Origin of the sequence: Marinobacter sp. F4206, from assembly GCF_019392195.1 — a bacterium.
Lineage (GTDB): Bacteria > Pseudomonadota > Gammaproteobacteria > Pseudomonadales > Oleiphilaceae > Marinobacter.
In genome coordinates, this window is the sequence record NZ_JAHXKI010000002.1 from 230,997 (window position 1) to 257,159 (window position 26,163).

At 60.2% G+C, this 26,163-nt stretch carries 26 protein-coding genes; 7 read left to right on the forward strand and 19 right to left on the reverse strand.

Going from position 1 to position 26,163, the window contains the following annotated elements:
• The first annotated feature begins 14 nt into the window (after positions 1 to 14).
• Genes KZO34_RS03330 through KZO34_RS03350 form a run of 5 tightly spaced genes read left to right on the forward strand, consistent with a single transcriptional unit; the run spans position 15 to position 5,952 of the window.
• Entirely contained in the window at positions 15 to 956 is a 942-nt protein-coding gene (locus KZO34_RS03330; protein ID WP_219473405.1) for a DUF58 domain-containing protein, read from the forward strand.
• Positions 953 to 1,423 carry a DUF4381 domain-containing protein gene (locus KZO34_RS03335; protein ID WP_219473406.1) on the forward strand — a complete coding sequence of 157 codons (471 nt, stop codon included), beginning with the start codon at positions 953 to 955 and terminating at the stop codon, positions 1,421 to 1,423. The genes KZO34_RS03330 and KZO34_RS03335 overlap by 4 nt, the downstream gene beginning before the upstream one ends.
• Positions 1,417 to 2,442: a vWA domain-containing protein gene (locus KZO34_RS03340; protein ID WP_219473408.1), complete on the forward strand. Its 1,026-nt coding sequence runs from the start codon at positions 1,417 to 1,419 to the stop codon at positions 2,440 to 2,442. The genes KZO34_RS03335 and KZO34_RS03340 overlap by 7 nt, the downstream gene beginning before the upstream one ends.
• Positions 2,435 to 4,228, forward strand: a complete 1,794-nt coding sequence (locus KZO34_RS03345) for a VWA domain-containing protein (protein WP_219473409.1) — start codon at positions 2,435 to 2,437, stop codon at positions 4,226 to 4,228. The genes KZO34_RS03340 and KZO34_RS03345 overlap by 8 nt, the downstream gene beginning before the upstream one ends.
• Positions 4,222 to 5,952, forward strand: coding sequence for a BatD family protein (locus tag KZO34_RS03350; protein WP_219473411.1), 1,731 nt, complete (start codon positions 4,222 to 4,224; stop codon positions 5,950 to 5,952). Before KZO34_RS03345 ends, KZO34_RS03350 begins: the two co-directional genes overlap by 7 nt.
• Before the next feature lie 30 nt (positions 5,953 to 5,982).
• Here KZO34_RS03350 and ccmI read toward each other — a convergent pair whose 3' ends face one another.
• Genes ccmI through ccmA form a run of 9 tightly spaced genes read right to left on the reverse strand, consistent with a single transcriptional unit; the run spans position 5,983 to position 13,198 of the window.
• A complete protein-coding gene (ccmI, locus tag KZO34_RS03355) occupies positions 5,983 to 7,239 on the reverse strand; it encodes a c-type cytochrome biogenesis protein CcmI (RefSeq protein WP_219473416.1) in 1,257 nt (418 codons plus the stop codon).
• A gap of 49 nt (positions 7,240 to 7,288) precedes the next feature.
• Complete coding sequence (locus KZO34_RS03360; protein ID WP_219473418.1) at positions 7,289 to 7,768, reverse strand: cytochrome c-type biogenesis protein; 480 nt, start codon at positions 7,766 to 7,768, stop codon at positions 7,289 to 7,291.
• Positions 7,768 to 8,304, reverse strand: a complete 537-nt coding sequence (locus KZO34_RS03365; protein ID WP_219473427.1) for a DsbE family thiol:disulfide interchange protein — start codon at positions 8,302 to 8,304, stop codon at positions 7,768 to 7,770. Before KZO34_RS03365 ends, KZO34_RS03360 begins: the two co-directional genes overlap by 1 nt.
• Entirely contained in the window at positions 8,301 to 10,304 is a 2,004-nt protein-coding gene (locus KZO34_RS03370) for a heme lyase CcmF/NrfE family subunit (RefSeq protein WP_219473429.1), read from the reverse strand. The genes KZO34_RS03365 and KZO34_RS03370 overlap by 4 nt, the downstream gene beginning before the upstream one ends.
• Positions 10,305 to 10,342: 38 nt before the next feature.
• Positions 10,343 to 10,813, reverse strand: coding sequence for a cytochrome c maturation protein CcmE (ccmE, locus tag KZO34_RS03375; protein WP_219473430.1), 471 nt, complete (start codon positions 10,811 to 10,813; stop codon positions 10,343 to 10,345).
• A gap of 14 nt (positions 10,814 to 10,827) precedes the next feature.
• A complete protein-coding gene (gene ccmD / locus KZO34_RS03380) occupies positions 10,828 to 11,064 on the reverse strand; it encodes a heme exporter protein CcmD (protein WP_219473432.1) in 237 nt (78 codons plus the stop codon).
• A 3-nt stretch (positions 11,065 to 11,067) separates the two neighbouring features.
• Positions 11,068 to 11,811, reverse strand: coding sequence for a heme ABC transporter permease CcmC (gene ccmC / locus KZO34_RS03385; protein ID WP_219473433.1), 744 nt, complete (start codon positions 11,809 to 11,811; stop codon positions 11,068 to 11,070).
• Positions 11,812 to 11,844: 33 nt separating this feature from the next.
• The gene (gene ccmB, locus KZO34_RS03390; RefSeq protein WP_257900190.1) at positions 11,845 to 12,570 is read right to left on the reverse strand and encodes a heme exporter protein CcmB; all 726 of its coding nucleotides are present in this window, start codon (positions 12,568 to 12,570) and stop codon (positions 11,845 to 11,847) included.
• Positions 12,560 to 13,198, reverse strand: coding sequence for a cytochrome c biogenesis heme-transporting ATPase CcmA (ccmA, locus tag KZO34_RS03395; protein ID WP_219473435.1), 639 nt, complete (start codon positions 13,196 to 13,198; stop codon positions 12,560 to 12,562). Before ccmA ends, ccmB begins: the two co-directional genes overlap by 11 nt.
• Positions 13,199 to 13,457: 259 nt before the next feature.
• Between ccmA and fliK the strand changes: the two genes are divergently transcribed.
• The gene (gene fliK / locus KZO34_RS03400) at positions 13,458 to 14,714 is read left to right on the forward strand and encodes a flagellar hook-length control protein FliK (RefSeq protein WP_257900191.1); all 1,257 of its coding nucleotides are present in this window, start codon (positions 13,458 to 13,460) and stop codon (positions 14,712 to 14,714) included.
• A complete protein-coding gene (locus tag KZO34_RS03405) occupies positions 14,711 to 15,031 on the forward strand; it encodes an EscU/YscU/HrcU family type III secretion system export apparatus switch protein (protein ID WP_219473437.1) in 321 nt (106 codons plus the stop codon). Before fliK ends, KZO34_RS03405 begins: the two co-directional genes overlap by 4 nt.
• On the opposite strand, the gene KZO34_RS03410 is transcribed toward KZO34_RS03405, so the two are convergent.
• The 10 genes from KZO34_RS03410 to KZO34_RS03455 all read right to left on the reverse strand — a co-directional run bounded on the left by KZO34_RS03410 (position 15,017) and on the right by KZO34_RS03455 (position 26,155).
• On the reverse strand, positions 15,017 to 16,120 hold the full coding sequence (locus KZO34_RS03410; protein WP_219473439.1) for an ATP-binding protein: 1,104 nt from the start codon (positions 16,118 to 16,120) through the stop codon (positions 15,017 to 15,019). The genes KZO34_RS03405 and KZO34_RS03410 overlap by 15 nt on opposite strands.
• On the reverse strand, positions 16,117 to 18,399 hold the full coding sequence (locus tag KZO34_RS03415) for an ATPase, T2SS/T4P/T4SS family (RefSeq protein ID WP_219473441.1): 2,283 nt from the start codon (positions 18,397 to 18,399) through the stop codon (positions 16,117 to 16,119). Before KZO34_RS03415 ends, KZO34_RS03410 begins: the two co-directional genes overlap by 4 nt.
• A 26-nt stretch (positions 18,400 to 18,425) precedes the next feature.
• Complete coding sequence (locus KZO34_RS03420) at positions 18,426 to 18,818, reverse strand: DUF2802 domain-containing protein (RefSeq protein WP_219473443.1); 393 nt, start codon at positions 18,816 to 18,818, stop codon at positions 18,426 to 18,428.
• 69 nt (positions 18,819 to 18,887) lie between these two features.
• Complete coding sequence (locus tag KZO34_RS03425; protein ID WP_219473445.1) at positions 18,888 to 19,376, reverse strand: chemotaxis protein CheW; 489 nt, start codon at positions 19,374 to 19,376, stop codon at positions 18,888 to 18,890.
• Between the two features lie 134 nt (positions 19,377 to 19,510).
• The gene (locus KZO34_RS03430; RefSeq protein WP_219473447.1) at positions 19,511 to 20,302 is read right to left on the reverse strand and encodes a chemotaxis protein CheW; all 792 of its coding nucleotides are present in this window, start codon (positions 20,300 to 20,302) and stop codon (positions 19,511 to 19,513) included.
• On the reverse strand, positions 20,295 to 21,092 hold the full coding sequence (locus tag KZO34_RS03435; RefSeq protein ID WP_219473449.1) for a ParA family protein: 798 nt from the start codon (positions 21,090 to 21,092) through the stop codon (positions 20,295 to 20,297). Before KZO34_RS03435 ends, KZO34_RS03430 begins: the two co-directional genes overlap by 8 nt.
• A gap of 204 nt (positions 21,093 to 21,296) precedes the next feature.
• Complete coding sequence (gene motD / locus KZO34_RS03440) at positions 21,297 to 22,079, reverse strand: flagellar motor protein MotD (protein ID WP_219473450.1); 783 nt, start codon at positions 22,077 to 22,079, stop codon at positions 21,297 to 21,299.
• Between the two features lie 21 nt (positions 22,080 to 22,100).
• Entirely contained in the window at positions 22,101 to 22,838 is a 738-nt protein-coding gene (locus KZO34_RS03445) for a flagellar motor protein (RefSeq protein ID WP_219473453.1), read from the reverse strand.
• Entirely contained in the window at positions 22,838 to 23,992 is a 1,155-nt protein-coding gene (locus tag KZO34_RS03450) for a protein-glutamate methylesterase/protein-glutamine glutaminase (RefSeq protein ID WP_219473455.1), read from the reverse strand. The genes KZO34_RS03445 and KZO34_RS03450 overlap by 1 nt, the downstream gene beginning before the upstream one ends.
• A 45-nt stretch (positions 23,993 to 24,037) precedes the next feature.
• A complete protein-coding gene (locus tag KZO34_RS03455) occupies positions 24,038 to 26,155 on the reverse strand; it encodes a chemotaxis protein CheA (protein WP_219473457.1) in 2,118 nt (705 codons plus the stop codon).
• Positions 26,156 to 26,163 lie beyond the last annotated feature (8 nt).

Below are 26,163 nucleotides of genomic sequence, written 5' to 3' on the forward strand. Positions count from 1 at the left end.
CTGACCACGCCACCATGGCCAACATTGATGCTGTAACACATATCAGTCTGCCCGACCTGATTCGCCTGCAAGCGGACGCCAGGGCCCTGAAACTTCCCTCTGCCCGGCCGGTACGGAGCCGCCAGGCCGGCTTGCAGCGCTCCCCGCAACGGGGACGTGGCATGGCCTTCGCCGAGGTCCGGCAGTACCAGCCGGGCGATGACATTCGCAGCATTGACTGGCGGGTAACAGCCCGACGCCAGGCCCCCCACACCAAGCTCTATGAAGAGGAACGGGAACGCCCGGTGTTGTTGCTCTGCGACCTTGGCCAAACCCTGTTTTTCGCCAGTACCGGCGCGTTCAAACAGGTTCGTGCCGCCCAGGTTGCCAGTCTCCTTGCCTGGCTGGCGTTGTGGGCCGGTGACCAGGTGGGTGGCATCGTGTTCAACGATCGGGAACTGAGCGTCCTGCGCCCTGCCCGACGAAAGAAGTCCGTGCTGCGCCTGCTGGACACTCTGGCCGAGCAACAGCGACGCCCGGGTCGCGACCCGGACACCACCGTTGAAGGCCTTGGGGACGGATTGAACCGGGCACTCGCCGAAGCCCGGCGGGTCGCCCACACCGGCAGCCGCATTTTCGTTATCAGCGATTTTCTCAGTGTGTCAGCCGACACCGGTGCCCTGCTCGGTGCTTTAGCCCGCCACAACTCGGTGAGCGCACTGCGCATCGTCGACCCTCTGGAGCTCGAGCTACCTGACAGTGGCCGTTTTGCGGTTGCAGGGCCGGATGGGCCGGTGTGGTTCGACGCCGCCAACGGGAAGTTTCAGGAAGCCTGGCACCGCAAAGTAGAAGCCCATGAGGCGCAACTGGAAGAGTGCTTCCGAGCCTCCGGTGTGGCGGCTGCCACCCTGTCCACTGCCGACGATCCGGCGATGGTTCTCAAGACCCTGCTTGGGCCGGGAGGGCGCATCGGATGAATCCCCAGGATCCACTCAGCCAACTCAGGGACATTCATCTGCCACAGACCGGAGGCTTCTGGCCTCCAGCGCCTGGCTGGTGGCTGCTCGCGCTGGTCCTGCTGCTGTTGATTGCCGGCATTATCTGGCTCGTCCGCCGAAGACAGCGTAAAAACCGCTGGCTAAAGCTGGCGAAGGCAGAACTGGCAGACCTTGAACGAGAGGCCATGCGAGATCCGGACTGGTTCTCCAAACTGAACTCGCTTCTTAAGCGTGCTGCCCGGCAGCGCTACCCTGACCTCCATCCCGAGACACTGTCGGGAGAGGCCTGGGTCGCCTTCCTTCTGGAAAAAGCTCCGAGCGACCGCGTGGCCTCGAGACCGGTGGTCGAAGCCATCGTCCACAGCGCCTGGCAGCCCAAGGCCAGTGCCGATCCCCGCCAGGCCATGGACTTTGCCTGGCGCTGGCTGGGAGGTCAGACATGCTGACCCTGGCCTACCCCTGGCTGCTGTTACTCGCGGTCATCCCCCTGCTCCTGCAATGGCGGCGGCCCGTCGGACACTCGGTTGACGCGCCGGTCTTACCGGTCGGCCACTGGTTGTCCGAACTACCCGGCGTCAGTCGACGAGGCAGTGCCACGCCACTTTGGCAAAAAGCCCTGCTGTTCGTTATCTGGCTTTTGCTGGTCGTGGCCGTGGCACGGCCACAGCATGTGGGCGAACAGGTCCAACTGCCGGTGTCCGGACGCGACCTGATGCTGGTGGTGGACATTTCCCCGAGTATGGATGAACAGGACATGATCATTCAGGGTCGAAGCATCAACCGGCTTCAAGCCGTCAAGGTTGTGCTGGACGACTTCGTCACCCGACGTAAAGGCGACCGGCTGGGATTGATCCTGTTCGGCACCCAACCCTATGTGCAGGTGCCGCTGACCTTCGACCTGGAGACCGTGCGCACCCTGATGCGTGAATCCGGGCTTGGCATGGCAGGCCGGGCTACCGCCATTGGCGACGCGGTGGGCCTCGCCATCAAGCGCCTGCGCGATCGCCCTCAGGACCAACGGGTGGTTATCCTGCTGACCGACGGTGCCAACACAGCGGGCGAAATCACTCCGGACAAGGCAACGGAGATCGCCGAAGCGGCAGGCGTTCGTTTGTATACCATTGGTATCGGCGCCGAATCCATGGTCCAGCGGGGTTTTCTGGGCTCACGTCGGGTCAATCCTTCCAGGGACCTGGACGAAGCACTGCTCACCCGCATGGCCGAGCAAACCGGTGGCCGCTACTTCCGGGCCCGGAGCCTGCCCGAACTGGAAATGATCTACGAGAGCATCAATCAGCTGGAGCCAATTGAACTGGAGGGTAAGTTTTACCGGCCCGTAACCGAGCTTTTTGTCTGGCCCGCAGGCGCAGCGGCAGTGCTTTGGATGACGCTGTTAATGCTCAGGCAGGTCAGGCGCCTTAGGCTGTCTCGCCAACAGACCAGAGGGGAGGAAGCCCATGGCTGATTTTCATTTCCTTCGACCACTCTGGCTGCTGCTGATTCTGAGCCTGCCAGTGATCTATATCACCCTCCGGCATCTGCGTCGCGGGGACAGCGGATGGTCCCGCGTGATACCGGATCGACTGCTGGCACCAGTCATCCGACACGAGGGCGCAGCGGGCACCAGACAGCGCTCGCCCCTGTTGCCGGTTTGTGTTGCCGTTATTGTGCTTGCCATTGCACTGGCGGGCCCGGCTTGGCGGGAGGCGCCGACCCCCTTGAAACAGCCCGGAGACAGTCTGGTCATTGCCCTGGATCTGTCGTTGTCCATGCTCGCCACTGACGTGGAACCAGATCGACTGACCCTGGCAAAACGAAAAATCCGGGATATCCTGGATGCCCGGCAGGGCAGCCTGAATGGACTGATCGTGTTTGCCGCCGATGCGCACGTGGTCGCCCCCCTGACCGACGACACCAAGACCATTGAAGGGATGCTGGATGTGCTTGACCCAGTGATCATGCCCGCTGCCGGAAACCGGGCCGATCTGGCTGTCGCCGGCGCCAAAACCCTGCTCGGCCAGGGAGCCCCGGGCCAGGGCCGGATTCTTCTAATCTCGGATGATGTGCCCAAGCGATACCACTCAGCCATTGGCAGCACCCTGAAGGGTACGGATCTTACCCTGAGCACCCTGGTTGTGGGCACCGAGGAGGGGGGGCCAATCCCCCTCGCCAAACAAGGTTTCATCCGCGACAACGGAAACATCGTTATCAGCCGGGCCAACCCGGAAAGCATGGCCGATCTGGCCGACGAAAACGGCGGTTCGAGCCAGGCGCTGACTCTCGACGAAACGGATATTCAGGCGCTCGCGCTGGAACCCACCGACACCGGCGACTGGCAGGAAAGCGAAAACGGTCTCACGGTGAACCGGTGGCAGGACGATGGCTACTGGCTGCTCTGGCTAGCGTTGCCCTTGCTGCTGTTGGGATGGCGACGAGGCGCATTTGCGATCATGGCCCTGAGTATCATGCCACTTGTCCCCCAACCCGCCCAGGCCCAGGACTGGGACGCACTCTGGCAGCGCGAGGATCAGCGGGCACCCGAGCTGATCCGCGAGGATCCGGAGAGCGCCGCCGAGCAACTGGAGAATCCGGAATGGCGTGGTTCGGCACTCTACAGATCGGGCAGATTCGATCAGGCCGTTGACGCCTTTGCTTCCGGCCAGAGCGCGCGGTCTGACTACAACCGGGGCAATGCCCTGGCACGAGCGGGCAAACTCGAGGAAGCCATCACCGCCTATGACAAGGCGCTGGCCAAAAATCCGGACCTGGACGATGCCGACTATAACCGTGCCCTGGTCGAGAAGCTGCTCGAGCAACAAAAGCAGCAGAAGAACCAGGAACAACAGCAGGACTCCGGCGACAGCCAGAGTGACCGTTCCGAACAGTCATCGAAGAATCAGGATCAAGACCAGCAACAGAGCCCGTCCCAATCGAGCGACAGCCAGAACTCGGGGCAGAAACAGTCGTCTGGAGACTCCCCAGAGAACCAGAACCGCGACCAACAGGATTCCTCCGCTGAGTCCGAAAACGGTCAGGAAGAGCAGGAACAGCAGGCCGGGGCCAATGAGAGCGAACAGCCCGCCGGGCAAGCCGAAGCACCGGCGCAGATCTCGGAGAGACCATTGTCCCAGGGTCAGGAACAGTGGTTACGACGGGTTCCGGACAACCCGGGCGGGCTGTTGAAACGCAAATTCCTGCAACAATACCAGGAACGTCAGACACCATCCGATGAGGGCGATACACCATGGTGAAACAGCTAACCTTAGCCGCTGTCCTGCTGTTACTGCTGATGAGTCTGACGACATCACTCCGGGCCGAGGAACTCAAGGTCGAGCCGGACCGAACCCGGCTCTATGAGGGCGAAGTGCTGACCGTGACTGTGACAGGTTCCATGAAGCTCGACATCAACCTGAGCAACCTGTTCGACTTTGATCTTTCCGACCTGCCCGCCCCGGACATTGAGAAGGTGGAGCCGACGTTTGAAATCCTCGGCAAGAACCAACGTTACAGTATCCGTACGGAAAACAGCGAGATGATCGGTGAAATCACCTGGACCTATCAGCTGGCGCCAAAGCGCAATGGAACCCTGACCATACCAACGCTGACGTTCAGGGATTCAAAATCCAGACCGGTAACGGTTGAGGTTGTGAGCGGCAATCCGCCCGATCAGGGCACCGCCAGCAGGGACAGCTTCATCGAGCTCTCGGCCGACAAGGCCGAGGTCTACGTACAGGAGCAACTGACGCTGACGATCCGGCTGTTCTTCAGTGGCAACCTTATCCGCGGCGAGTTATCGGAGCCTCAGCACCCTAACGCCATCATTGAGCCACTGGGTAAACAGCGGGAGTTTTCCCGCTACCGTGATGGCGTAAGGTACCGCGTCGTGGAACGCCGCTATGCCCTGTTTCCTCAGCAACCGGGAGAGCTCTCGCTGGAACCGATCCAGTTCGAGGGCCAGGCCCGCGATGCCAGCGGCAAGCTGATCTTTCTCCGGGACAGCGAACAGCTCTACACGGTACCGGTCAAGGAAGTGCCTGCCGGCTTTTCCGGTAACACCTGGCTGCCCGCCAGCGGCCTCAGCCTGGACGAGAACGGCCTGCCGCCGACCATGCAGGTGGAAACTGGCGAAAACCTCACCCGGGAAATAACCCTCAAGGCCGCTGGCCTGCCCTCGGAAGCACTCCCGCCCCTGCCCGACGCGACGCCTGATGGCCTACGCAGCTACCCCGAGCCACCGGAGCGGTCAACCGAAGTCACACCCGCAGGCCTGACCTCCACCCTGAGTCAGACCAGCGCCCTGGTGCCCGTACATTCCGGACAGCTCACGCTGCCCGAGATCCGGATCCCCTGGTGGAACACCAACACCGACAGCGAGCAAGTGGCTGTTATTCCGGCCCGAACGCTTCAGGTGGCGGGCTCTGCCGCACCGGTCGCGCAGCCGCCAGAGACCGATAGCACTGAGAGCCAACCCGATTCACCCGACACCCTCAGCGTCTCAGAGGCGAAACCGGTGAATGGCATCACTGCGTGGCAATGGCTGAGTCTGGCGCTGGCGATTCTATGGCTGGTGACCATGATGATGTGGTGGCGGTCCAAAACACCCGATGCCCAGCACCGAATGGGTAGCGAAGAGTCCAACCCCCGCGAAAGGAACCTGTTCGAGAATCTCATCCGGTCTGCCCGGGCAGGCTCCTCATCCACCCCGGCCCTATTGGTGCAGTGGATGAACCATCGCTTTCCGGGGCGTCAGTTCCAGACCGCGAGCGACGTGTTGGATTGGTGTGACGATCAGACCCTGGCAACCGAGATTCACCGCTTGCAGGCGCACCTGTTCTCCCCCGAGGCAACCACGACGTCAGAATGGGATGGCAGAGCGCTGGCCGAGGCCCTGCAACGGCTGCGTCGTCATGCCCCCAAGGCCAGCTCCACGGACTCCGGGCTCCCGCCGCTTTACCCCGGCGACCTGTCTGCCTGAAACGCGGTCCCGAAGGAACCGACTGACCGGTCAGTCGGTGAGCTGCTTGTCGATGATCAGTTCCACCGGCGCCCCAGAACCCACGGCAACAGGTGCCTCGAGGCTCCCCTGCCAGTCACCCGCCTGGGCAATGGCATTCCCTGAACGGCTGAGGCGTGCCGTGACCATGACTTCCTCGGCACTGGAGATCTTCGCCTCGGGTGCCATCGATTTGCTGTCATCAAGACGCACCTCCGCCGGTAGCGCTCCGGCCGTCAGGCGCGTGATCGCCAGCGGCGGCCCACCGGCACCATCGACCCGACGGGCAAAGACAAACAGCGTGGTGTCAGCCGGCACCTGATCGCGGAATGCGTCCGAGATTGCGACCCGAACGGTCACCGCCGGACCGTCGGCCGCCGCCTGTTTCATGGCCGGTGGCTCCTCGCCCAACCGGTTGTACGCCTCGCGAATGCCGCCCTGAATGGACGCCAACTGCGGATGGTCCGGCGCAACTTTGCCGATGCGCTCCCAGTAACGAATCGCTTCGCGGTAATCCTGTTGACTGAAGGCGTGGATCCCCAGCAGTCCCAGAGCATTCACCTCATCGGGATTCAGGGCCCTGGCGGCCTCAATGGCGGCGGCTACGTCCTCTGTCATGGCGCCTTGACTGCGGTAAAACAGGGCTTGCGCCGCGAGCCCGAGGGCGACGGCACGTGCTCCGTCTTCCTCTACGCTGTCCGCCAGACGACGGAACGCCCAGGCTGCATCCTCGTACCGTTCGAGCCGCATATAGCTTTGCCCGAGCATCGCCCAACCATCGGAATTGTCCGGGCTGGCCTCAAGCTTTTCCCGCAGTTGCTCGGCCAGCTCGTTCATCCGGGTCTGGCGCGCCGCGTCTGTATCCCCCATCTCCTGCATGGTGATGAACTGCTCCACCCGATCCATGGCGCCCCACTCCTGATAGAGCAGGAAAGTCGCAGCAGGCAACACAAGAATGGCCAGAAGGCCGACTGCCATCGCACTTTTCCGGCCGCTAACCAGGCGATCGGGGCCGATATTCTCCGGGAGATCGTCGAGCATGGCGCCCGCAAGCTCATCCTTCAGCTGACGGTAGTTTTCGTCATCAAGGATGCCGGCTTCGTATTCCGCATCCAGCTCTTTCATCCGGCTGCGGTAGGCCAGCAGGTTCTGGTTCCTGAGGTCGGCGCGCTCCCGTGCTCCCGTACTGTGGAACAGCACCGGATAGAGCACAAAGGCAAGGGCGAGAATGATGAGTACCGCTGCGGCAATCCAGAAGGTTTCGGTCATGAAGCTATCGTCACAGGTTCAGTCATGGGTGCAGCAGAGAAGCGCTGACTCAGGCGCGTGTGTCCTGGTCATTCTCTGCAAGAATCTTTTCCACTCGGGCTTTTTCTTCGGTGGTCAGTGCAGTCGCCTGGGCGGTGCCGCGCCGGGATCGGATCACCACGACGGCGACCATCAGCAGCCCGCCCAGCACTGCTATGGCGGGCGTTGCCCAAAGCAGGATAGTGCGCTTTTCCACTTCAGGTTTGTAAAGGATGAACTCGCCGAACCGTGCGACCAGTGCATCCATAATCTCCCTGTCGCTGGCGCCCTCGCCCATCATCCGATACACCTCCGCTCGCATGTCCTTGGAGATCGGCGCATTCGAATCGGCAATGTTCTGGTTCTGGCACTTCGGGCAACGCAGCTCCTCAATCAGGTTCTGAAATCGCTGCTCCTGCTCCACGGAACCAAAATCATAGACATCCGCCACGTCTGCGGTCACCACTGCTGACAGAGACGCCAGCAGCAAGACAAATAGAAGATGCCTCATCAACCGTTCCCCCGGGCGTCGTTAATCGCCGGGAGCAGGGTTTCCTGCCATACCTTCTCATTGACCACTCCAACGTGGCGGTACCGAACCACGCCTGACGCATCGATCACAAACGTCTCCGGTGCTCCGTAGACTCCCAGATCAAACCCCAGGGTTCCCTTCGGGTCGTATATGGTGGTGCTGTAGGGATTCCCGAGGCGTTCCAGCCAGACCAGCGCGTCTGCCCGATTGTCCTTGTAATTCAGACCAACAATGGAGACGCCCTTATCACGGGCCAGCCGCATGAGGTCATCGTGTTCGTCACGACAGGCCGGGCACCATGTGCCCCAGACGTTCAGCAGCTGCACTTGTCCACGGAGCAGGCTCTCGTCCAGCTCTGCCTCCGGGTTGTTGAGGTCCTTCAGGCTGAAGGCCGGCACCGGCTTGCCGATCAGGGCCGATTCCAGTTTGGTTGGATCCTTGCCGATCCCGGCGAACAGGACAACCCCCAGCACAACCGCAATCAGCAGGGGAAGGAACAGAAAAAACCGCTTCATGATAAAGCTCCAGCAGGATCATCAGAGTGACCAGCGTTATCTCCGCGAGCACGCTCCCCTGCTCCGGCCCGCTCACGGATACGGTAACGACGGTCGGAAATCGCAAGGAATCCACCCGCAGCCATGAACAGCGAGCCCAACCAGAGCCAGCGAACTAGGGGCTTATACTGGAGCCGGATAGCCCAGGCGTCGTCCGAAATGCGCTCACCAATGGCAACGAAAATGTCCCGGAACAGCCCGGCGTCGATATCCGCCTCGGTCATGACACTCATACCCACCGAGTACTGCCGTTTCTCCGGATGCAGGTCGGCGATCCGCTCGCCATCGAGGATTACGTCAAAGCTGCCGTATTGCGCGGTGAAATTGGGACCTCGGCGCTCGCCAATCTCGCGAAAGACGAACTGGTAGTCACCCACCGTGGCGACATCGCCCGGAACCATCCGGACATCCCGCTCGATTCCGTAATTGGACACCACCGTGGCACCGGCCATGGTGATCGCCAGCCCAAGGTGACCGAGGACCATGCCGTAGTAACTACGGGACTGGCGCTTCAGCCCGTGGATCCGGCCCTTGCGGGACGAGGATTTTTCCCAGAGATCCCAGAATGTGGCTACTGCTACCCACATGGCGGAAAAGATTCCGGCGAACGCCCAGGGGGTGAAGCCGCCATAGCCGATCAGGACGGCGGTGCTTGCCACGAGGCTGATCGCCAGTGGCCACAGCAGCTTGCGCCCCAGCCAGCCGCCGTCGGTCTTTTTCCAGCGCGAGAAGATGCCGGTGCCGAGCAGTAGACCAGTGGCGACCGCCAGCGGGCTGAAGGTGAGGTTGAAGAAGGGCTCGCCGATGGACAGCTTGCCCATCTCGAGATAATCCAGCACCAGCGGATACAACGTTCCCACCGCGACCAGAAGAGTGGCCGAGACCAGCAGCACATTGTTCAGCAGCAGGAAAATTTCCCGCGACAGCGAACCGTAACGGGCCCGGACGTGGACCACAGGCGCACGAAAGGCATACAGGGTCAGGCTGGCGATCACGGTGATTGCCAGCAGGGCCAGCAGGAACACGCCGCGCTCGGGGTCCGAGGCAAAGGCGTGTACCGAGGTCAGGACGCCGGAGCGCACCAGGAAGGTTCCCAGCAAACTGAGTGAGAATGTGACGATCGCGAGCAGCACCGTCCAGCTTTTGAACACACCGCGTTTCTCAGTCACGGCCAACGAATGCATCAACGCGGTTCCCGAAAGCCAGGGCAGGAGCGAGGCATTTTCGACCGGATCCCAGAACCACCAGCCGCCCCAGCCCAGCTCGTAGTAGGCCCACCAGCTGCCCAGGGCAATACCCACGGAAAGGAAGGCCCAGGCAACGGTTGTCCAGGGGCGCGACCAGCGGGCCCATGCCGCATCCAGGCGACCATTGATCAACGCGGCAATGGCAAAGGCAAACGCTACAGAGAAACCGACATACCCCATGTACAGCATGGGCGGATGCACAATCAGGCCAAAGTCCTGCAGCAGCGGATTCAGGTCGGCGCCGTCAGCCGGAATGTTCGGCAACAGTCGGTCAAATGGATTGGAGGTGATAATGATAAACAGAAGAAAGCCAACGGCGACCATGCCCAGAATCGACAAAACCTGGGAGATCATCACCGCGGGCAGGCGCCGGCTGAACACCGCCACGGCCAGAGTCCAGCCTGCGAGCATCAGTATCCACAACAGCAACGACCCTTCATGGCCGCCCCAGACCGCACTGAACTTGAAGTACCAGGGCAGCAGGCTGTTGCTGTTATTGGCCACGTAGGCGACAGAGAAATCATCGGTCAGGAAGGCATGGGTCAGTACCGCGAACGCCAGCGCGGTAAAGACAAACATGCCGGTCGCCAGAGGGCGGGCAAAGGCCTGGAGATTGTCCCGCCCGGCAATAGAACCCGCCAGGGGTACTACGGAAAGGAGCACTGCCAGCAACAGCGCGAGAATCAGTGCAAGCTGTCCGAGTTCCGGATACATCTAAGCCCTCCAGCCAACCGGCTGTTCATGTGTGGTGATCAGTAAGCGGCGGCGTCTCCAGCCTGGCCCGACTCTTTCTGGTTCTTCGCCGACTTCGCCAAAGCATCTGCCACCTCGGGTGGCATGTAATTTTCGTCGTGTTTGGCCAACACCTGATCCGCGACAAAGCGACCCTCCGCGTTCAGCTGCCCCATGGCAACAACACCCTGCCCCTCGGCAAACAGATCCGGCAGAATGCCGACATACTCAACCGGAACCGACGCGTTGAAGTCGGTCACCCGGAACTCCACTTTCAGACTGTTCGGGTCGCGTACCACCGAACCTTCCTCAACCATGCCGCCGGCTCGAATTCGCACTTCTACCGGCGCCTCGCCCGCAGAAATCTGACTCGGATCGTAGAACAGATTGATGTTCTGGCGCAGTGCGTAGGTGGTCAGACCTACCGCGACGGCAATACCGGCCATCAGGAATAGAACAATGGTCAGCCGTTTTTTACGGATCGGGTGCATTCGGTACCTGCTCTTCAGTCTTGGGAAACGTTAACTCGGGTGAACGTGGCCGATGCGCGGTTAGCAGCGCCACCGTCATTCGCCTCAAGGGATTCATACTGCCGACGGCAGGACTCGATGACCGCCCGACGGCGCCGCAGCGACCAGACCATCATCGCCGCCATAAGCACAAAAAAGGCACCGTAACAGGTCCACACATATGGGCCGTGGCCCTCCATCGAGAGAAACGCGGCAAAGGATTCAAACGCCATCAATCAGGTTCTCCCCGCCATAACATACTCTTTGACCCACCTCGTGCGTTGCTCACGGACCAGTATCTCCGTCTGCATGCGCAGGCAGGCGAACCAGCCAAAAATCAGATACAAACCCAGCACCGACAACAACAGCGGAACCCACATTTCTGCCGGCATGGAGGGCTTTTCCGTGAGTTTGAAGGTTGCCGGCTGGTGCAGTGTATTCCACCATTCCACGGAGTACTTGATGATAGGGATATTCACCACCCCGACCAACACCAGAACAGCCACCGCCCGGGCGGCGGATTTTTCATCATTGATGGCTCGATCCAGGGCGATCACCCCCCCATAGAGAAACAGAAGGATCAGCATGGATGTCAGCCGGGCGTCCCAGATCCACCAGGTTCCCCAGGTTGGCTTGCCCCAGACGGCGCCGGTGAAAAGCGCGAGGAAGGTCAGCATCAGGCCAACAGGAGCCACCGCCTTGACAAAGACATCGGCCAGCTTCATGCGCCAAACCAGCGTCACCACTGCGGCGACCGCCATCATGATGTACACCGACTGCGCAAGAAACGCCGTTGGCACATGAATGAAAATGATCCGGTAGCTGTTTCCCTGAAGGTAGTCCTGTGGCGCAAATCCCAGCCCCCATACAACACCCGCCACCAATAACAGACTGCCACCGGCCAACAGCCAGGGCATTAACCGGGTTGCAATCCCGAAGAACCATTTGGGTGAGCCCAGTTTATGAAAAATCTGCCACATCAGATGGATACCCTAACAATCATCAACATCGTCCTAGCTGTTTGACAGGCTGATTCTCAATGCCGCCGAGGCTGCAAACGGTGCCAGCGTAATCGACAGAACCAGAAACGCCCCCATTAGTGCCACGTAAGCGCCAACCGGCGCGCCCTCGGTGGCCGCTGCCACGGTACCTGTACCAAAAATCAGGACCGGAATGTACAGCGGAATGATCAGCAAGGACAAGAGCACGCCCGCCGACCGCAAGCCCAGGGTCAATGCTGCACCGATGGATCCGATCAGACTCAGCACCGGTGTGCCAATCAGCAGCGTTAGACACAAAACTGCTATGGAGTTCCCTTCCAGATGCACCATGACCCCAAGAACCGGGGCCAGAAGAACCAGCGGCAATCCGGTCAGTGTCCAGTGCGCCAGCGTTTTCGCCAGCACCAGCAAGAACAGAGGTTGCGGCTGTAGTACCAACTGCTCAAGCGTGCCGTCATCAAAATCGTGGCGGAACAGGTGATCCAGCGATAACAACACTGACAGCAACGCCGCTACCCACAGAATACCTGCACCGGCCTCCCGCAGGAATGACACTTCCGGGCTAACACCAAGGGGGAAGAGCGTCACCACCATCACGAAAAACAGCAGCGGGTTGAGCAAATCCTGACGCTGCCGGAAAGCCACCTTCATATCGCGACTGAACACGGCCTTCATGGCGGCAAAACTGCCGACCCCGGAACTCAATGGTTTGATCACCGGGCGGGCTTCAGCGTTCATGGTGCACCCCCTCGCCCAGGACTATTCTCTGCATGCCTGGCAATTGCAGATCGTGGTGGGTGGTAACGACAACGGCTCCGCCCTCCTCCGCGCGATGCTGTAGCAAGGTTTCAATGGCACTCACGCCATCTGCATCGATAGCAGTGAAAACCTCATCCAGTAACCACAACGGTTCGTCGGCAATCAGCAGGCGTGCGAGCGCAACCCGGCGTTGTTGTCCGGCTGACAGCTTCCGGCAGGGAACATCCTGAAAGCCGTCGAGGCCGGTGCCGGCCAGCGCCTGGTGCAAAACCGTATCGGTCACCGGACGGCGGGGCGCCATCAGCGCCCGCAGGTTCTCCATTGGGGTCAGCAAGGCCTTGATACCGGGCCGGTGCCCCAGATAAAGCATGTTACGAAGAAATTCTTCCCGGTGGGTTACTCGCGACCGCCCACGCCAGAGCAATTCCCCCGACCAGGCATCATTGAGCCCCGCCAGGATTCGTAGCAGTGTGGTTTTGCCGGTGCCATTGGCACCCTCGACACGGGTTACCGTACCGGGCAGTATGGAAAACGAAAGGTCGCGGAAGAGTATCCGCTCATCTCGTTCACACTGCAGATTGGCAGCCTGTAGTAACGGCTCAGACATCAGGGCCCCGTAACCAGGACGATGCACGCACATACGGCATCGGGTGCATTCAAGACTGACACGGCGGGTGCAGACATTATTCACGGCAAGACTCGCCGGCGCGGCGTATTATAACGAAAGCGTTTACGGATTACTCTTGTCCAACATCAAATCGATAACGATGAAACTACCGACCGGCCAACAGCCCCCCCAACCTTCCGGGCAAACTCCGATCTCGCCGACCCGAGCGGCTCCGCCCTCTGCATCGGGGCCGGACGGTTTGCCACCATCGGCCCGCCAACAGCTGGAGGCGCTGCAGCTGGCTAACCGGCAGACCACACTGGCACGGGTTGCGGAAATCATCAATCGCCAGGGCAACCCATCGTCCGAGGTGCTGTTGGACGTGCGGGGAAAGTCATTGCTGGTCGAGGCCGCCATTGGCAATACCAGGCTGGAGACAGGCGACTGGGTCAAAGTCATGCGGGCCGGCAACGAGCTCCAGTTGATGGGCAAACTGGCACCGGCACAGGAAGTGGGAATCGCACGGGCTCTGGTCCAGCACATGCCCTGGCAACAGAACCTGGAGGGCGGACTTACGAAGCTGCTGGCCAGCCTGACCCAGGGGCTAAAGCCGGATCCCGCTCCCGGCCAGCTGCCCTCAGCCAGAGCGCCCCAGCCGCTACCAGAGGCCGCCCGACAGAGCATCCAGCAGATGTTAACCCGCCTCCCCTCTAGCACCAGCCTCTCCCCCGGCAGTGGCAATCAGGAGCAGCCGCTTCAACAGATCAAACAATGGATTGCCGAAAGCGGCCTGTTTGCCGAATCAAGGCTGACTCAGACACCCTCCGCCACATTGCCGGACCTGAAACTGGCACTAGGGCGCGTCATTACGGCGCTGCTGGCCCAACAAGGCAACGGGCCGGAACACTTCAGCCGCCTGACACCACTGGCCAGCCCGGAACTCGTGCAGGCTCCGTTGCAATTCCCCCAACCCGTAGGCCAGGCATCGTCACCGTCCTCCACCAACGAACCCACCACCGTGGGTCAGATGCTCAGGCTCCTGGCCGGCATGTTGAACCGCATAACCGTAAACCAGCTCCACAGTCAGGTGCTGACAGCACGGGCCGGTGGTGACGCACCCGCGCCTGTATCCACAACCCTGCTGGAATTGCCCTGGGTTACCCCGCAGAATGAACCTCGGGTTGCGCAGTTGCGCCTCGAACAGTATCCGGAAGACCAAAGAACGACGGGACAACAACACAAAACCGCTGCCCGTGAGTGGCGACTCTCGCTGGCCATGGACCTGGATGAAGCCGGCCCCCTGCACTTTGATGTCGCATTGCGTCAGCAATCGGTCAGCGCCCGGGTCTGGGCCGAGAAACAGAGCACGCTGCGCCAGGTCAACGAGGAATTGCCCCTGCTGAGGCGCAGCCTGACCGACCTGGGCCTGGAAGTGACCGACCTGGAATGTCGACGGGGCAGCCCACAGGGGGCAGCCACACGCCTGGAGCACAGACTGGTGGACACAAGAGCATGACCGAGCGAACGTCTGGGCAGAACTCAAACGCGGCCGTCGCACTGAAGTATGATGGCGAACAGGCACCGATCATTGCCGCAACCGGGACGCACGAACTGGCGGAGGAGATTATTCGGATAGCACGGGAACACGATGTCCCGCTTTATGAGAATGCCGAACTGGCCAGCATTCTGGCGCGACTCTCGCTGAATGAGGAAATTCCGGAGAGCCTGTATCGGGTTATCGCCGAAATTCTGGCTTTCGCCTTTCACATTCGCGGACGCACACCGGACGACGTACGCTCCGGCTCGCCCCAGGCCGAATCACCGAATCAGTGAGCGCATGGCCCAGGCCTGCTCCCAGTTCGCCCCTTTGCGGTAGGCAACCGTTGTCTCGAAATAGTGGCGCAGACGCCGCCGGTCCTCGGGCTGGTCCTTAAGGGCAGAACCCACAATGTGGTGCATCAGTTGCTCAATGGTTGTCACGGACCCGCTGTAGTACCAGGCATTCAGACTGGCCGCATGAGCCACGGAAACCGCTTCTGCCGTCGACAGCGCGGCACCAGCCAACCTGTCGGTACTGCGGCCATCAAGTGTCTGCCCGTTCCTTAATTCATGGAACATGGTGACCAACACCTCGATAACGGATTCCTCCAGCTCAACATCAACTCCAGCCCTGGTATTTGCCTTGTGCACTTCCCGGAGAACCACCGCCATTTCATCAGACAGACTCCGAATCGGAGGTATCTCCTCAAAGTCCATACGCCGCTTCAGCGCTGCGCTCATTCGATGCACGCCTTCATCAACGCTGTTGGAGGTAGCAACGACATTGAAGCCCTCCCGTGCAAACACAACGCCCTCCTCACCGGTCAGTTCGGGAATGACCGCTACCCGGTCAGACAGGAGCGACAACAGCGCGTCCTGGAGAGTCTGCGGGCAACGCGCGATCTCTTCAAAACGGACAATCCGCCCTTCCATCATGCCCCGCAGAAGGGGGCTGGGCACCAACGCTTTTCGCGTTGGACCCTCTGAACGGAGAACGGCATCGTTCCAGGTATACAGGAGTTGACCGATATGACTGACAGCTCCCCCCTGAAGGGTCAGGATTGAGTCTCCCGAAATAGCCGCGGACAACAGTTCCGATAGCCAGGATTTTGCGGTACCGGGCTCACCAACCAGCAAGCATCCTCGGCTGGTGCACAGGGAAATGATGATACGGACGACCATGGCCCTGTCTGCAACAAACTTCTGTTCTATCCCCAGGTTCGCGTCGCCCATGACAAACTTCTCGACTGCCCGGGGTGACATCTGCCAGCCGGGCGGAACCGGCCCCGGATCCGCATCAACCAGCCTTCGAAGCTCATCCGCGTAGATGACTTCCACAGGCTCTCGCTGAGCGGCTCTCCGCCGTTGCTCCTGTCGTCTCATAGCGGACTCCTTCGACCACCGCGCACTTCCGGCGCCATACGTTCCCGTGGTAAAACGCGGGGCAACTCGGACAAGGGAACGACGCCCTCAATGACATGATCCAGCGCGCTGTCACGCATCGTCACCAGGCCGGCATCAAGTGCCCGCCAGCGCAGCTCACCAATCGGCGGCTGGCTCGAGATCGCGTTCCGGATATCGGCATCGACCTGCATATACTCGACAATGGCTACCCGACCGCGGGTACCGCGGCCATTACACTGCTCGCAGCCCTCGCCTTCGAAACACCTGAAGTTTGCCGGTGCGCCTTCGGGGAAGAGCTCTTCCAGAATCGCTGCGTCCGGCACCGCCGGCGTGCGACAGTGCGGGCAGATTCGCTTGGCCAGACGCTGGGCAATAACCGCCAGCAATTCTCCGGCAATCGAGTTCGGATGCACGCCCAGGTCATACAGACGCTGGAGTGAATCTACCGCATCGTTGCAATGCAGCGTCGACAGCACCACGTGTCCGGTCTGAGATGCGCGGATCGCCTCCAGGGCTGTTTCCTGGTCACGGATCTCACCGACCAGAATGACGTCCGGATCCTCCCTGACAAAGGCACGCATGGCATCGGCAAAGCCAAATCCGATGTCGGAACGGACCCGCGTCTGCTGGACGTTATCAATGGAGTACTCAATGGGGTCTTCCACGGTAATGACCTTACGAAGGCCATCATCGGCAAGCTTCTGCAAACCTGCATAGAGCGTCGTGGACTTTCCAGACCCGGTCGGTCCGACCACCAGAACCAGGCCGGCCGGATTGTCTAGCAGGCGCTGGTATCGGGCGCCAATACGCTCCGCCATTCCAAGCTCCGCTATGGTCATGGCCCGTCCGGTCTGGGGCAACAACCGGATGATCGCATTCTCCCCGTGCAGGGATGGCTGGATCTGGATTCGCAAATCGTAGTCCATTTGACCCAACTGAAGCCGCGACCGGCCGCCCTGCGGCAACCGGTGCTCGGCAATGTTCAGTTCGGCGCGCAGCTTGATGACATTGATAACGCCTTTGATTTCCCGCGGGGACAACTGATATTGAGGGAGGTCATGCAGGTCGCCATCGACCCGCAACCGGATACGGACACGGCTGGCATACTGTTCAATGTGAATGTCGCTGGCCTTCTCACTGACCGCATCCAGCAGGATCGCTTCATAAACCGATACCAGGTAGGGACTCACATGATGCTTGCCCGCCTCGCCCAGAAGCAGGTCGGAACTGTCACCACGGGGCTCGCTCCCACCTTCGGGACTGCCTGACAGGTCAGCCACAAACCGACTACCTTTCTCGGTCAGGTCCAGCGCCGACCAGAGTCGACGGAAATCCGTCGGGGTCACCAACAGGCATTCGATGGCCTGATTGGGGCTCAGTCTCTCGAGCTGGTCGGTCCGGGCGTCAGGATCATCAGTAACCACCCGGATTTTTCCACCACCCTCGGCGACCGGAATCAATCGGGATAAATCCAGGAAGGTCCGTGAAAAACGCCGGAACAGATCCGGCTTCAACGTTGGTAGAAGGGTATCTGCATCGGTCAACTCCATGCCACGCTGCTGGGCGAGAGACCGATACAAGCCGTGTTCTTCAAGATTCAGTTTACGGCGCAGCAGGTCAATAACACGGCAGTTTTCGCCCGCCGCTTCTGACTTTGCGTCTTCCAGCGTCTTCTCGTCGACGACGCCTAGATCAATCAGCACCTGTTCTGAATTCCGATTGAAGTCGACCCAGCCAAGGGTTCTTGAACGCTCCAATTTCTGCCCGCGCTTAATGAACAAAGCCATGCTGGGAACGGGCCCGGCGCGACCCTCGAGGCAGGCCAAGAAGCCATTTTCCCGGAGGTGTCGGGCCATCACGTTGCGGTCCGCAACGAATGTTGTGCTGAGTATGAAATCGCAGGCCTGGTCCAGCCCAATGGTGTCCTCGATCGCTGATACCACGACCTCAACGTTATGGATTCCAAGGCGGGAAAAACGGGTGCGGGCGGCTTCAGCTACGGCCGGATTCTTCTCAACGTAGATGACCCGTTCTGCCATTTTGGAGAGCACTGCGGCCAAGTAACCGGAGCCACCGCCGACGTGCATGACGAGCTGATCAGGTTCAATTTCCGGAATCAGGTGAAGGATGTGACCAACGGTTTCTTCGCGGGGTATGGAGTGACCGGTAATGGTTGCAACCAGATCAGAGCCGGCAACAAAATCCTTGCGGGGGACCGCAAGAAGGGCCTCATCGGCCCTCGGATAAGCACTCTTCATTGAGCAACGTTCCTAACAGCATGACATCAGGCCGCCTGACGTTTTTTCAATGCTGATACCAGCTCGGCCTCGGGGCGGGAGATCCCGCAGGTGTTCATAAGATCGTCTATATCAGCGCCAAGATCAACAAGGCGGGAGGCCTCATCGTAGGAAATCCTTAGGGGATCGTTCTGGCGCATTTCATCCAGCGTGGTCCGCAGTTCGTGGAGTTGCCGTTCACAAGCCACCAGGCGCTGGCCAACGCCGACACTGCCGCTGGTGGTCGCATGCAATTCCCTGCCGAGGATGTCGCACCGGTCCTTGAGCGAGACTTTCAGCTGGCGAATCTGGCGCCCGTGAGCGATGCCCTGGAAGAGAACCAGTGACAGGGCAGCCACAGTCAGCCCCCAGGGAAGGTAGGACGGAATTTCTGCAAACATGACGGACGTCTCCCGTGATTTATAACGAAAGGCGTCCACCCTGAGCACTGCGAGAAAGCGATTTCCCGATTACAGCGCGGCGATTTCAGCCCATTCGTTCTCTGACAACATTTTGTCGAATTCAACCAGGATGATCAGTTCACCATCCTTGTTGCACACGCCCTGAATAAACTTGGCGCTTTCCTCGTTACCCACGTTCGGTGCAGTCTCAATTTCGCTGGACTTCAGGTAGACCACCTCGGCTACCGAATCCACCAGAATACCCATGACCTGGTTGGCGGATTCCATCACCACAATCCGGGTAGCGTCGGTCACTTCCGCATCCGCCAATCCAAACCGACGGCGGGTGTCGATCACCGTGACCACATTGCCCCGCAGATTAATGATGCCGAGTACATAATCGGGAGCTCCCGGGACCGGGGCAATTTCCGTGTATCTCAGCACTTCCTGGATCTGCATGACATTCAGACCATAGGTCTCGTCATCCAGCCGGAAGGTCACATACTGCAGTACCTGATCGTCCTGGACCTGATTGTGTTGTCCGCTCGGGGATGCCATAGCACTGTTTCTCCTCTGTGGCTGCCCTGCGGGCAACCTGATCGTCAAAAAATCATCATCAGTGCCCAATACTATATTTATGGGCACAAACCGTGCCAGCGCGGCAAGGTTTCAATCGGTAACCGGCGTTCCCGTCAGCTCAGGTCGAGATGATGCTCTCGTTCCGCCCTGACCAGAAGGTCGGCCATGGTGCGCACATCAATCAGCGCGCACATGTGATCAATAACCGTTCCAGCCAGCCAGGGCCTCTTGCTGCGCGCCGTGCGCCAGCGTACCTCGTCCGGCCTGAGCGTGAAGGATTGGGCTACGTCGTCGCAGGCCAGCCCCCAGTCGCTGTTATCCAGGCGGATGACAAACCGGTAGTTGTCACGGGCGTTGTCCGGTACCCGCCCTGCCATGATCCATTCAGCGGTATCCACCACTCTCAGATTCTGATCACGATCAGGGCGGATACCCATGTACCAGCGGGGGCTTCCCGGAATCGGCCGGATTTCCTCTTCTACGCGGTGGATGGCCCCAAGCAGAATCAGAGGCACCGCCAGCTGCAGGCCGGCGACCGTGAAGATCAGACACTCAAACGGCGCACCGGACCATTCCGGTCGCGACGACGGCTCGGCGGTTTCAGGCTGAGGCTCGATCTCGGGACTGGCTACAACCGCAGGTTCCGGCGCCTCCACGGCCCGCGCTTCGGCAATGGCTGGTTCTGGCTTTGCCCGTTCCACCACCTTCGGGCCCGCCACAGGGGGTTCAGGTTTTGTCTCCGGAACGGCCTTTACTGGCGCCTCCGCCCGGACTTCACGTACCGGAACCTCAACCACCGACTCCTCGCGCAACGCGGTGTCGGTCGCGGTATGCAGCAGGTCGTCCAGATAACTGGCAATGGCACTGGCCGGATCAGACAACCTTGTCAAATTCTCGTCAGCCATGCTGACGCTCCTTCAGGGAGCCTCTGCGCGTAAGCAAATCATCAAGCAAATGGGAATAAGCGCGAACGCCGTGGGTTTCCGCATCAAGCGCCGACGGTACGACACCCGACTGGCTCGCATCCCGGAATTTGGTGTCCACTGGGACGGCAAAACGCCACAGGCTGTCCGAGTAGGTCTTGCGCAACAAGTTCAGGCTTTTCACCGACGCCTGGGTCCGGCGGTCGTACAGGGTCGGCACAATGGTAAAGGGCAGTTCGTTTTTCTGGGACCGCATGATCATTTTCAGGGTATGCAGCATCCGCTCAAGACCTTTGATCGCCAGAAACTCGGTCTGGACCGGAATCACCAGATGTTGAGCCGCCGCCAATGCATTGACCATCAACACACCGAGCGACGGCGTATTGTCCAGGATCACATAGTCGAAATCGTCCCATAACTGCGCCAGGGCCCGCGAGATAATCAGGCCCATACCCTCGACACCGACCATGCGGCGCTCGAGTGTTGCCAGGGCCGTGCTGGCCGGTAACAGAGACAGTCCCTGGCAGCTGGTCTCGGTGATGAGCTGGGCCGGTAGCCCCTCGGGCACCTTGCCCTCGTGCTGGAACAGGTCAAATACACTGTGGGCAATGGTATCCGGATCGTATCCAAACCAGCTCGTGAGAGACCCATGGGGATCCAGATCAACGACCAGCACGCGTTTGCCGCGCTCGGCCAGCAAACCGCCCAACGCCACCACGGATGTGGTTTTGCCCACACCGCCCTTTTGATTGGCTACAGCCCAGATTCTCACGCTTGTTTCTCCAGAGAAAACGTCATTGCAGCGGGACACACCATCGCTGCATTCCGGTTTATCGGCCAGTTCATTCCCAACTTGACCCCCGCGGGCCTGAAAAAAGGAGATGACGGCAAACGCTTGCCGGCCGGAAATTATTACCTCGGAGTAATACAGGAACCATGCCAGAACGGCTATACGAATGTGCCGTGCACCATCGCGTCAGCGCATAGCCCCTCGGACATTGGCGTCCCGGGAAATGAGGAGAACAACTCGGCGATTTCGCCTTCGGCCTTCGTCGGTATCGTTGCGGGCCACCGGCTGAAACCGGCCATAGCCGACAGCCGCCAGGCGCTCCGGTTCGATACCTTCCATGGTCAGCATCCTTACCACCGCGGCAGCCCTGGCCGCTGAAAGCTCCCAGTTGGAGGGAAAACGCGAAGTACTGATGGGCTGGTTATCCGTGAATCCTTCCACTTTGACCGCGTTATCACGATCACGCAGGACTCTGGCGATCTTACTGACTACGTCAAAGGCATCGTAATGCGGCTCTGCATCGCCGCTTCCGAACAAAAGACTGTTAGGCAGATTCAGCTCCAACCAACGATCGCTGGTTTCCAGCGTCACCACGCCCTGATCAATCAGTTCGTCGAACTCCAGGGTCAGCTGATCGGCCATGGCCCGAAGCGCTTCGGTCCTGGCCTCGGCGTCCCGTTCGCTGTTGCGGGGCGCCTCCGTAACCGCCGGCGGAATCACCGCATCGGAGGGCGCGTCGACCGACTGCGACGGTCGGTCCCCCACCTCAATGGGTTTTACCGATCGTTGCGGCGCATTGAACACTCCGGTCAGGGTCTCGGAGAGTACCTTGTACTTACCCTCGTTCACCGAGGAAACGGAATACATGACGACGAAAAAGGCGAAAAGCAGGGTGATGAAATCCGCATAGGAAATCAGCCAGCGCTCTTTATTGTGGAGATCCTCCTGGGGTTGCCTACGGCGCCGCATAAGATGCCCTGACCATGATTGCTACAGGAAGCCCCGTAGTCGCATTTCAATGGATTTCGGGTTTTCACCGTCGGCGATGGCAATAATGCCATCGATCATCATGTCCTGGTATCGGGTGCGCTCCCGAACGATGCCGCGGAGCTTGTTTGCAACCGGGAAAAACAGCAGGTTCGCCAGGGCGACGCCATAGATCGTGGCGACAAACGCCGTCGCAATGCCGCTCCCCAGGGACTGCGGATCCTCCAGATTGGTCATCACCTGGATCAGGCCCATAACCGCACCAATGATGCCGATGGTGGGCGAATAACCGCCCATGGCCTCAAACACCCGCGCTGATTCCAGATCCCGTTGTTCCCGGGACTCCAGATCCACTTCCATGATACTGCGGATGGTCTCGGTCTCCGCTCCGTCGACCAGCAGTTGCAAGCCCTTCTGGGCAAACAGTTCAGGTTCGCGCTCGGCGAGCCCCTCAAGACCGAGCAGGCCTTGCTTGCGGGCTTTCACGCTCCAGTCAATAACTTTGCCGATGCCATCCTCCATGCTGATGAACGGGGGCACGAAGACCCAGCGAGCCTGCCCAAATGCCCGCTTCAGAACGGGCCAGGAGGTCTGCAGAATGGTCGCGGCCAGGGTACCACCAACAACAATCAGTGCTGCCGGCCCATTAAACAGCGAGCTGAGCGCCCCACCCTCAAGCAGGTTGCCGCCAAGGATGGCGGCAAAGGCCAGCATGATGCCCAGCAGGCTCAGAATATCCATCAGGCGACACCTTCCTTCAGTCGCGGTCCGATCTCCTCCAGCGCCAAAACCTCGTCGCTGAGGCCAGCCCGGGCCACGGCCATTGGCATGCCGTAGATGACCGAGGTCTTCTCGTCCTGGGACCAGATGTCAGAGCCGGTCTGTTTCATCATCCGACAACCATCCTTACCATCCGAACCCATACCAGTCAGGATCACGCCCAGGGTTTTACCGGGGAAGCTACGGGCCAGGGAGCCGAACGTGACATCAACACAAGGCTTGTAATTCAGGCGCTCATCGCCGGGCAGGATTCGAACCCGGGCCTGCCCGCCGCGGTTCTCAATCATCATCTGTTTTCCGCCCGGGGCCAGCAGGGCGAGGCCGGGCCTGAGCACGTCGCCGTCTTCGGCCTGGCGTACCTGGATCTGGCACAGCTTGTTGAGCCTCTCGGCGAAGGCCGGTGTGAAACTGGCAGGCATGTGCTGGACCAGTACAATCGGCGCAGGAAACGACGCCGGCAGCGACGTCAGTACCCGCTGCAAGGCCACTGGCCCGCCGGTGGACGTGCCGATACCAACCACGCTGTAATGCTTGGCCGACCCGCGCCTGGTTGTGCGCCGGGGTGTTTCCGGTTCGACGGCCGGCTGGGCCGTTCTGGGAGGCGACGCAGGACGGGTCGAGGACGTTGAAGGTGAACGCGGCCGCAGTGGTGCCGTCTCGCGCGGGGCCGGCGCGGAGGAAGCACTACCCGCAGCGGGCGCTGGACGGGCGCCGGGGCGGCTCTGAGCCACATCCAGAATACGATCAATGAGGATTTTCTGGAGTTGACTGCTGTCCCTGGCGATTTCTTCAAAGTTCTTCGGCAGGAAATCCACAGCTCCCGCCTCCAGGGCATCCAGGGTGACCCTGGCGCCCTCGTAGGTGAGAGAGGAGAACATCAACACGGGCACCGGGTGCTTCTTCATGATCTCCCGTACTGCCGAGATGCCGTCCATCACCGGCATCTCGTAATCCATGGTGATGACATCCGGCCGAAGCTTTTCAGCCAGTTCCACACCCTCACGGCCATTGGTGGCGACGCCCACCACCTTGATCTGGCCCGAGCCGGTCAAAATTTCCGTCAGCCGTTTGCGAAAGAACCCTGAATCATCCACGACCAGGACAGAAACTGTCATCCATTTCTCCTAACGAAGTCCAATCTCGGGTGCCACCAAACTGCGTCAACTGTAGTGTTGCAGCAGACTGGGAACATCAATAATCAGGGCAATACGCCCGTCGCCGGTGATGGTCGCACCGGCCATACCCGGCGTTCCCTGAAGCGCACGACCCAGAGGTTTGATGACCACCTCTTCCTGCCCCACCAGCTGATCGACCACAAAGCCAACCTGCCTTGTTCCCATGGCGACAATCACCACGTGGGCGTTGTCGGGCTCATCGTCACCGGCGGCGTCTCTCACCAGCCAGCGCTTGATGTGGAACAGCGGGAAGACTTTGTCCCGCACCACGATGCATTCTCGCCCGTCAACAATATTGGTCTTGGTCAGATCCAGGTGGAAAATCTCCACCACATTGACCAGCGGCAGGGCGAACGACTGGTCTCCGAGCATGATCATCAGGGTGGGCATGATCGCCAGGGTAAGGGGCACCTTGATGATGATCCGGGAGCCCTTGCCCAGCTCCGACACGATATTGATCTGGCCATTGAGCTGACCGATCTTGGTCTTGACCACGTCCATGCCGACACCACGGCCGGACACGTCCGAAATCTGCTCCTTGGTTGAAAAACCGGCGGAGAAGATCAAATTGAAACACTCGCTGTCGGTGAGCCGGTCGGCGGCATCCTGTTCGTAAATGCCTTTCTCGACGGCTTTACGCCTGAGCACCTCGGGGTCCATACCCGCGCCATCGTCATCGATCGACAAAAGGATATGATCGCCTTCCTGCTCAGCGGACAGGGTGACGGTTCCCTGGCGCGGCTTTCCGGCGTTCTCGCGAACGTCCGGGGCCTCGATACCATGGTCCACGGAGTTCCTGACAAGGTGCACCAGTGGGTCCGAGAGCGCTTCCACCAGGTTCTTGTCCAGGTCGGTCTCTTCCCCGTGCATCACGAGGTTCACTTCTTTTTTCAGGTTGCGGGCGAGGTCGCGGACCACCCGGGGGAATCGACCAAACACTTTCTTGATGGGCTGCATCCGCGTCTGCATGACGGCAGACTGCAGATCGGTGGTCACCACATCCAGATTGGATACGGCCTTGTGCATGTGCTCGTCTTCGCTTGCAGCGCCCAAACGCTGCAGGCGGTTTCGCACCAGCACCAGTTCACCCACCATATTCATGATGTCGTCCAGGCGTTTGGTATCAACCCGCACCGTGGTTTCTGCGGTCGGTGCCGGGTCCCTCGCCGGGGCAGCGGGCGCCGGGGCTTTGGCGGCAGATCCGGCATTGTCGGCCGGCTCGGGAGTTTCTGCCTTTTTCGGCTTGGGGGTCGACGACTCCGGCGTCGCTGCGGCTGACGATTCTGTTTTGGGCGCCTTGCCCCCGTCGTTAGCGGTTGGACCACCGCCCTTACCATGCAGCTCGTCCAACAGCTTTTCGAATTCGTCGTCGGTGATCAGTTCATCACCCTTACCCGTTGACGCCTCCTTATCCTGACGGGCACCGGTCTCGGGCTCGTCGGATTCCGGGGCGCCGGCAAACTGGCCTTTGCCATGGAGCTGGTCCAGCAAAGCCTCGAACTCGTCGTCGGTGATTTCGTCATCACCGGATTCGCCAGCAGGCGCCCCGGCAGAGTCATGAGAACCGGGCGCCTGGTTGTCGGCAGAATCGCTGCCGTCGTGAAGAGCATCAAGCAGCTGCTCAAATTCGTCATCGGTGATATCACCGCCGTCGTCCGCCCCCGGCTGCCGGGTCTCTTCGGCAGGCTCCTGTGAACCTCTTCCGGTGTCACTTTCCGGTTCGGCAAAGGCATCGAGGGCGGCAATCAGTTCATCCGGAGCCGGTGTCAGCTCTTCATGATTCCTGACCTGCTCGAACATGGCGTTAACGTGATCAAGCGCCTCGAGCACCACGTCCATGAGCTCCGAGTCCACACGGCGCTTGTGATTGCGCAGAATGTCGAACACGTTCTCTGCGGAGTGGCAACAATTGACCAGGGCATCGAGCTGGAGGAAGCCCGCACCACCCTTGACGGTGTGAAAACCACGGAAAATGGCGTTCAACAGATCACTGTCGTCCGGGTGCTGCTCGAGATCGACCAGTTGCTCCGACAGTTTTTCGAGAATTTCGCCAGCTTCCACGAGGAAGTCCTGGAGAATCTCGTCATCAGCATCAAACGCCATGCGAACCC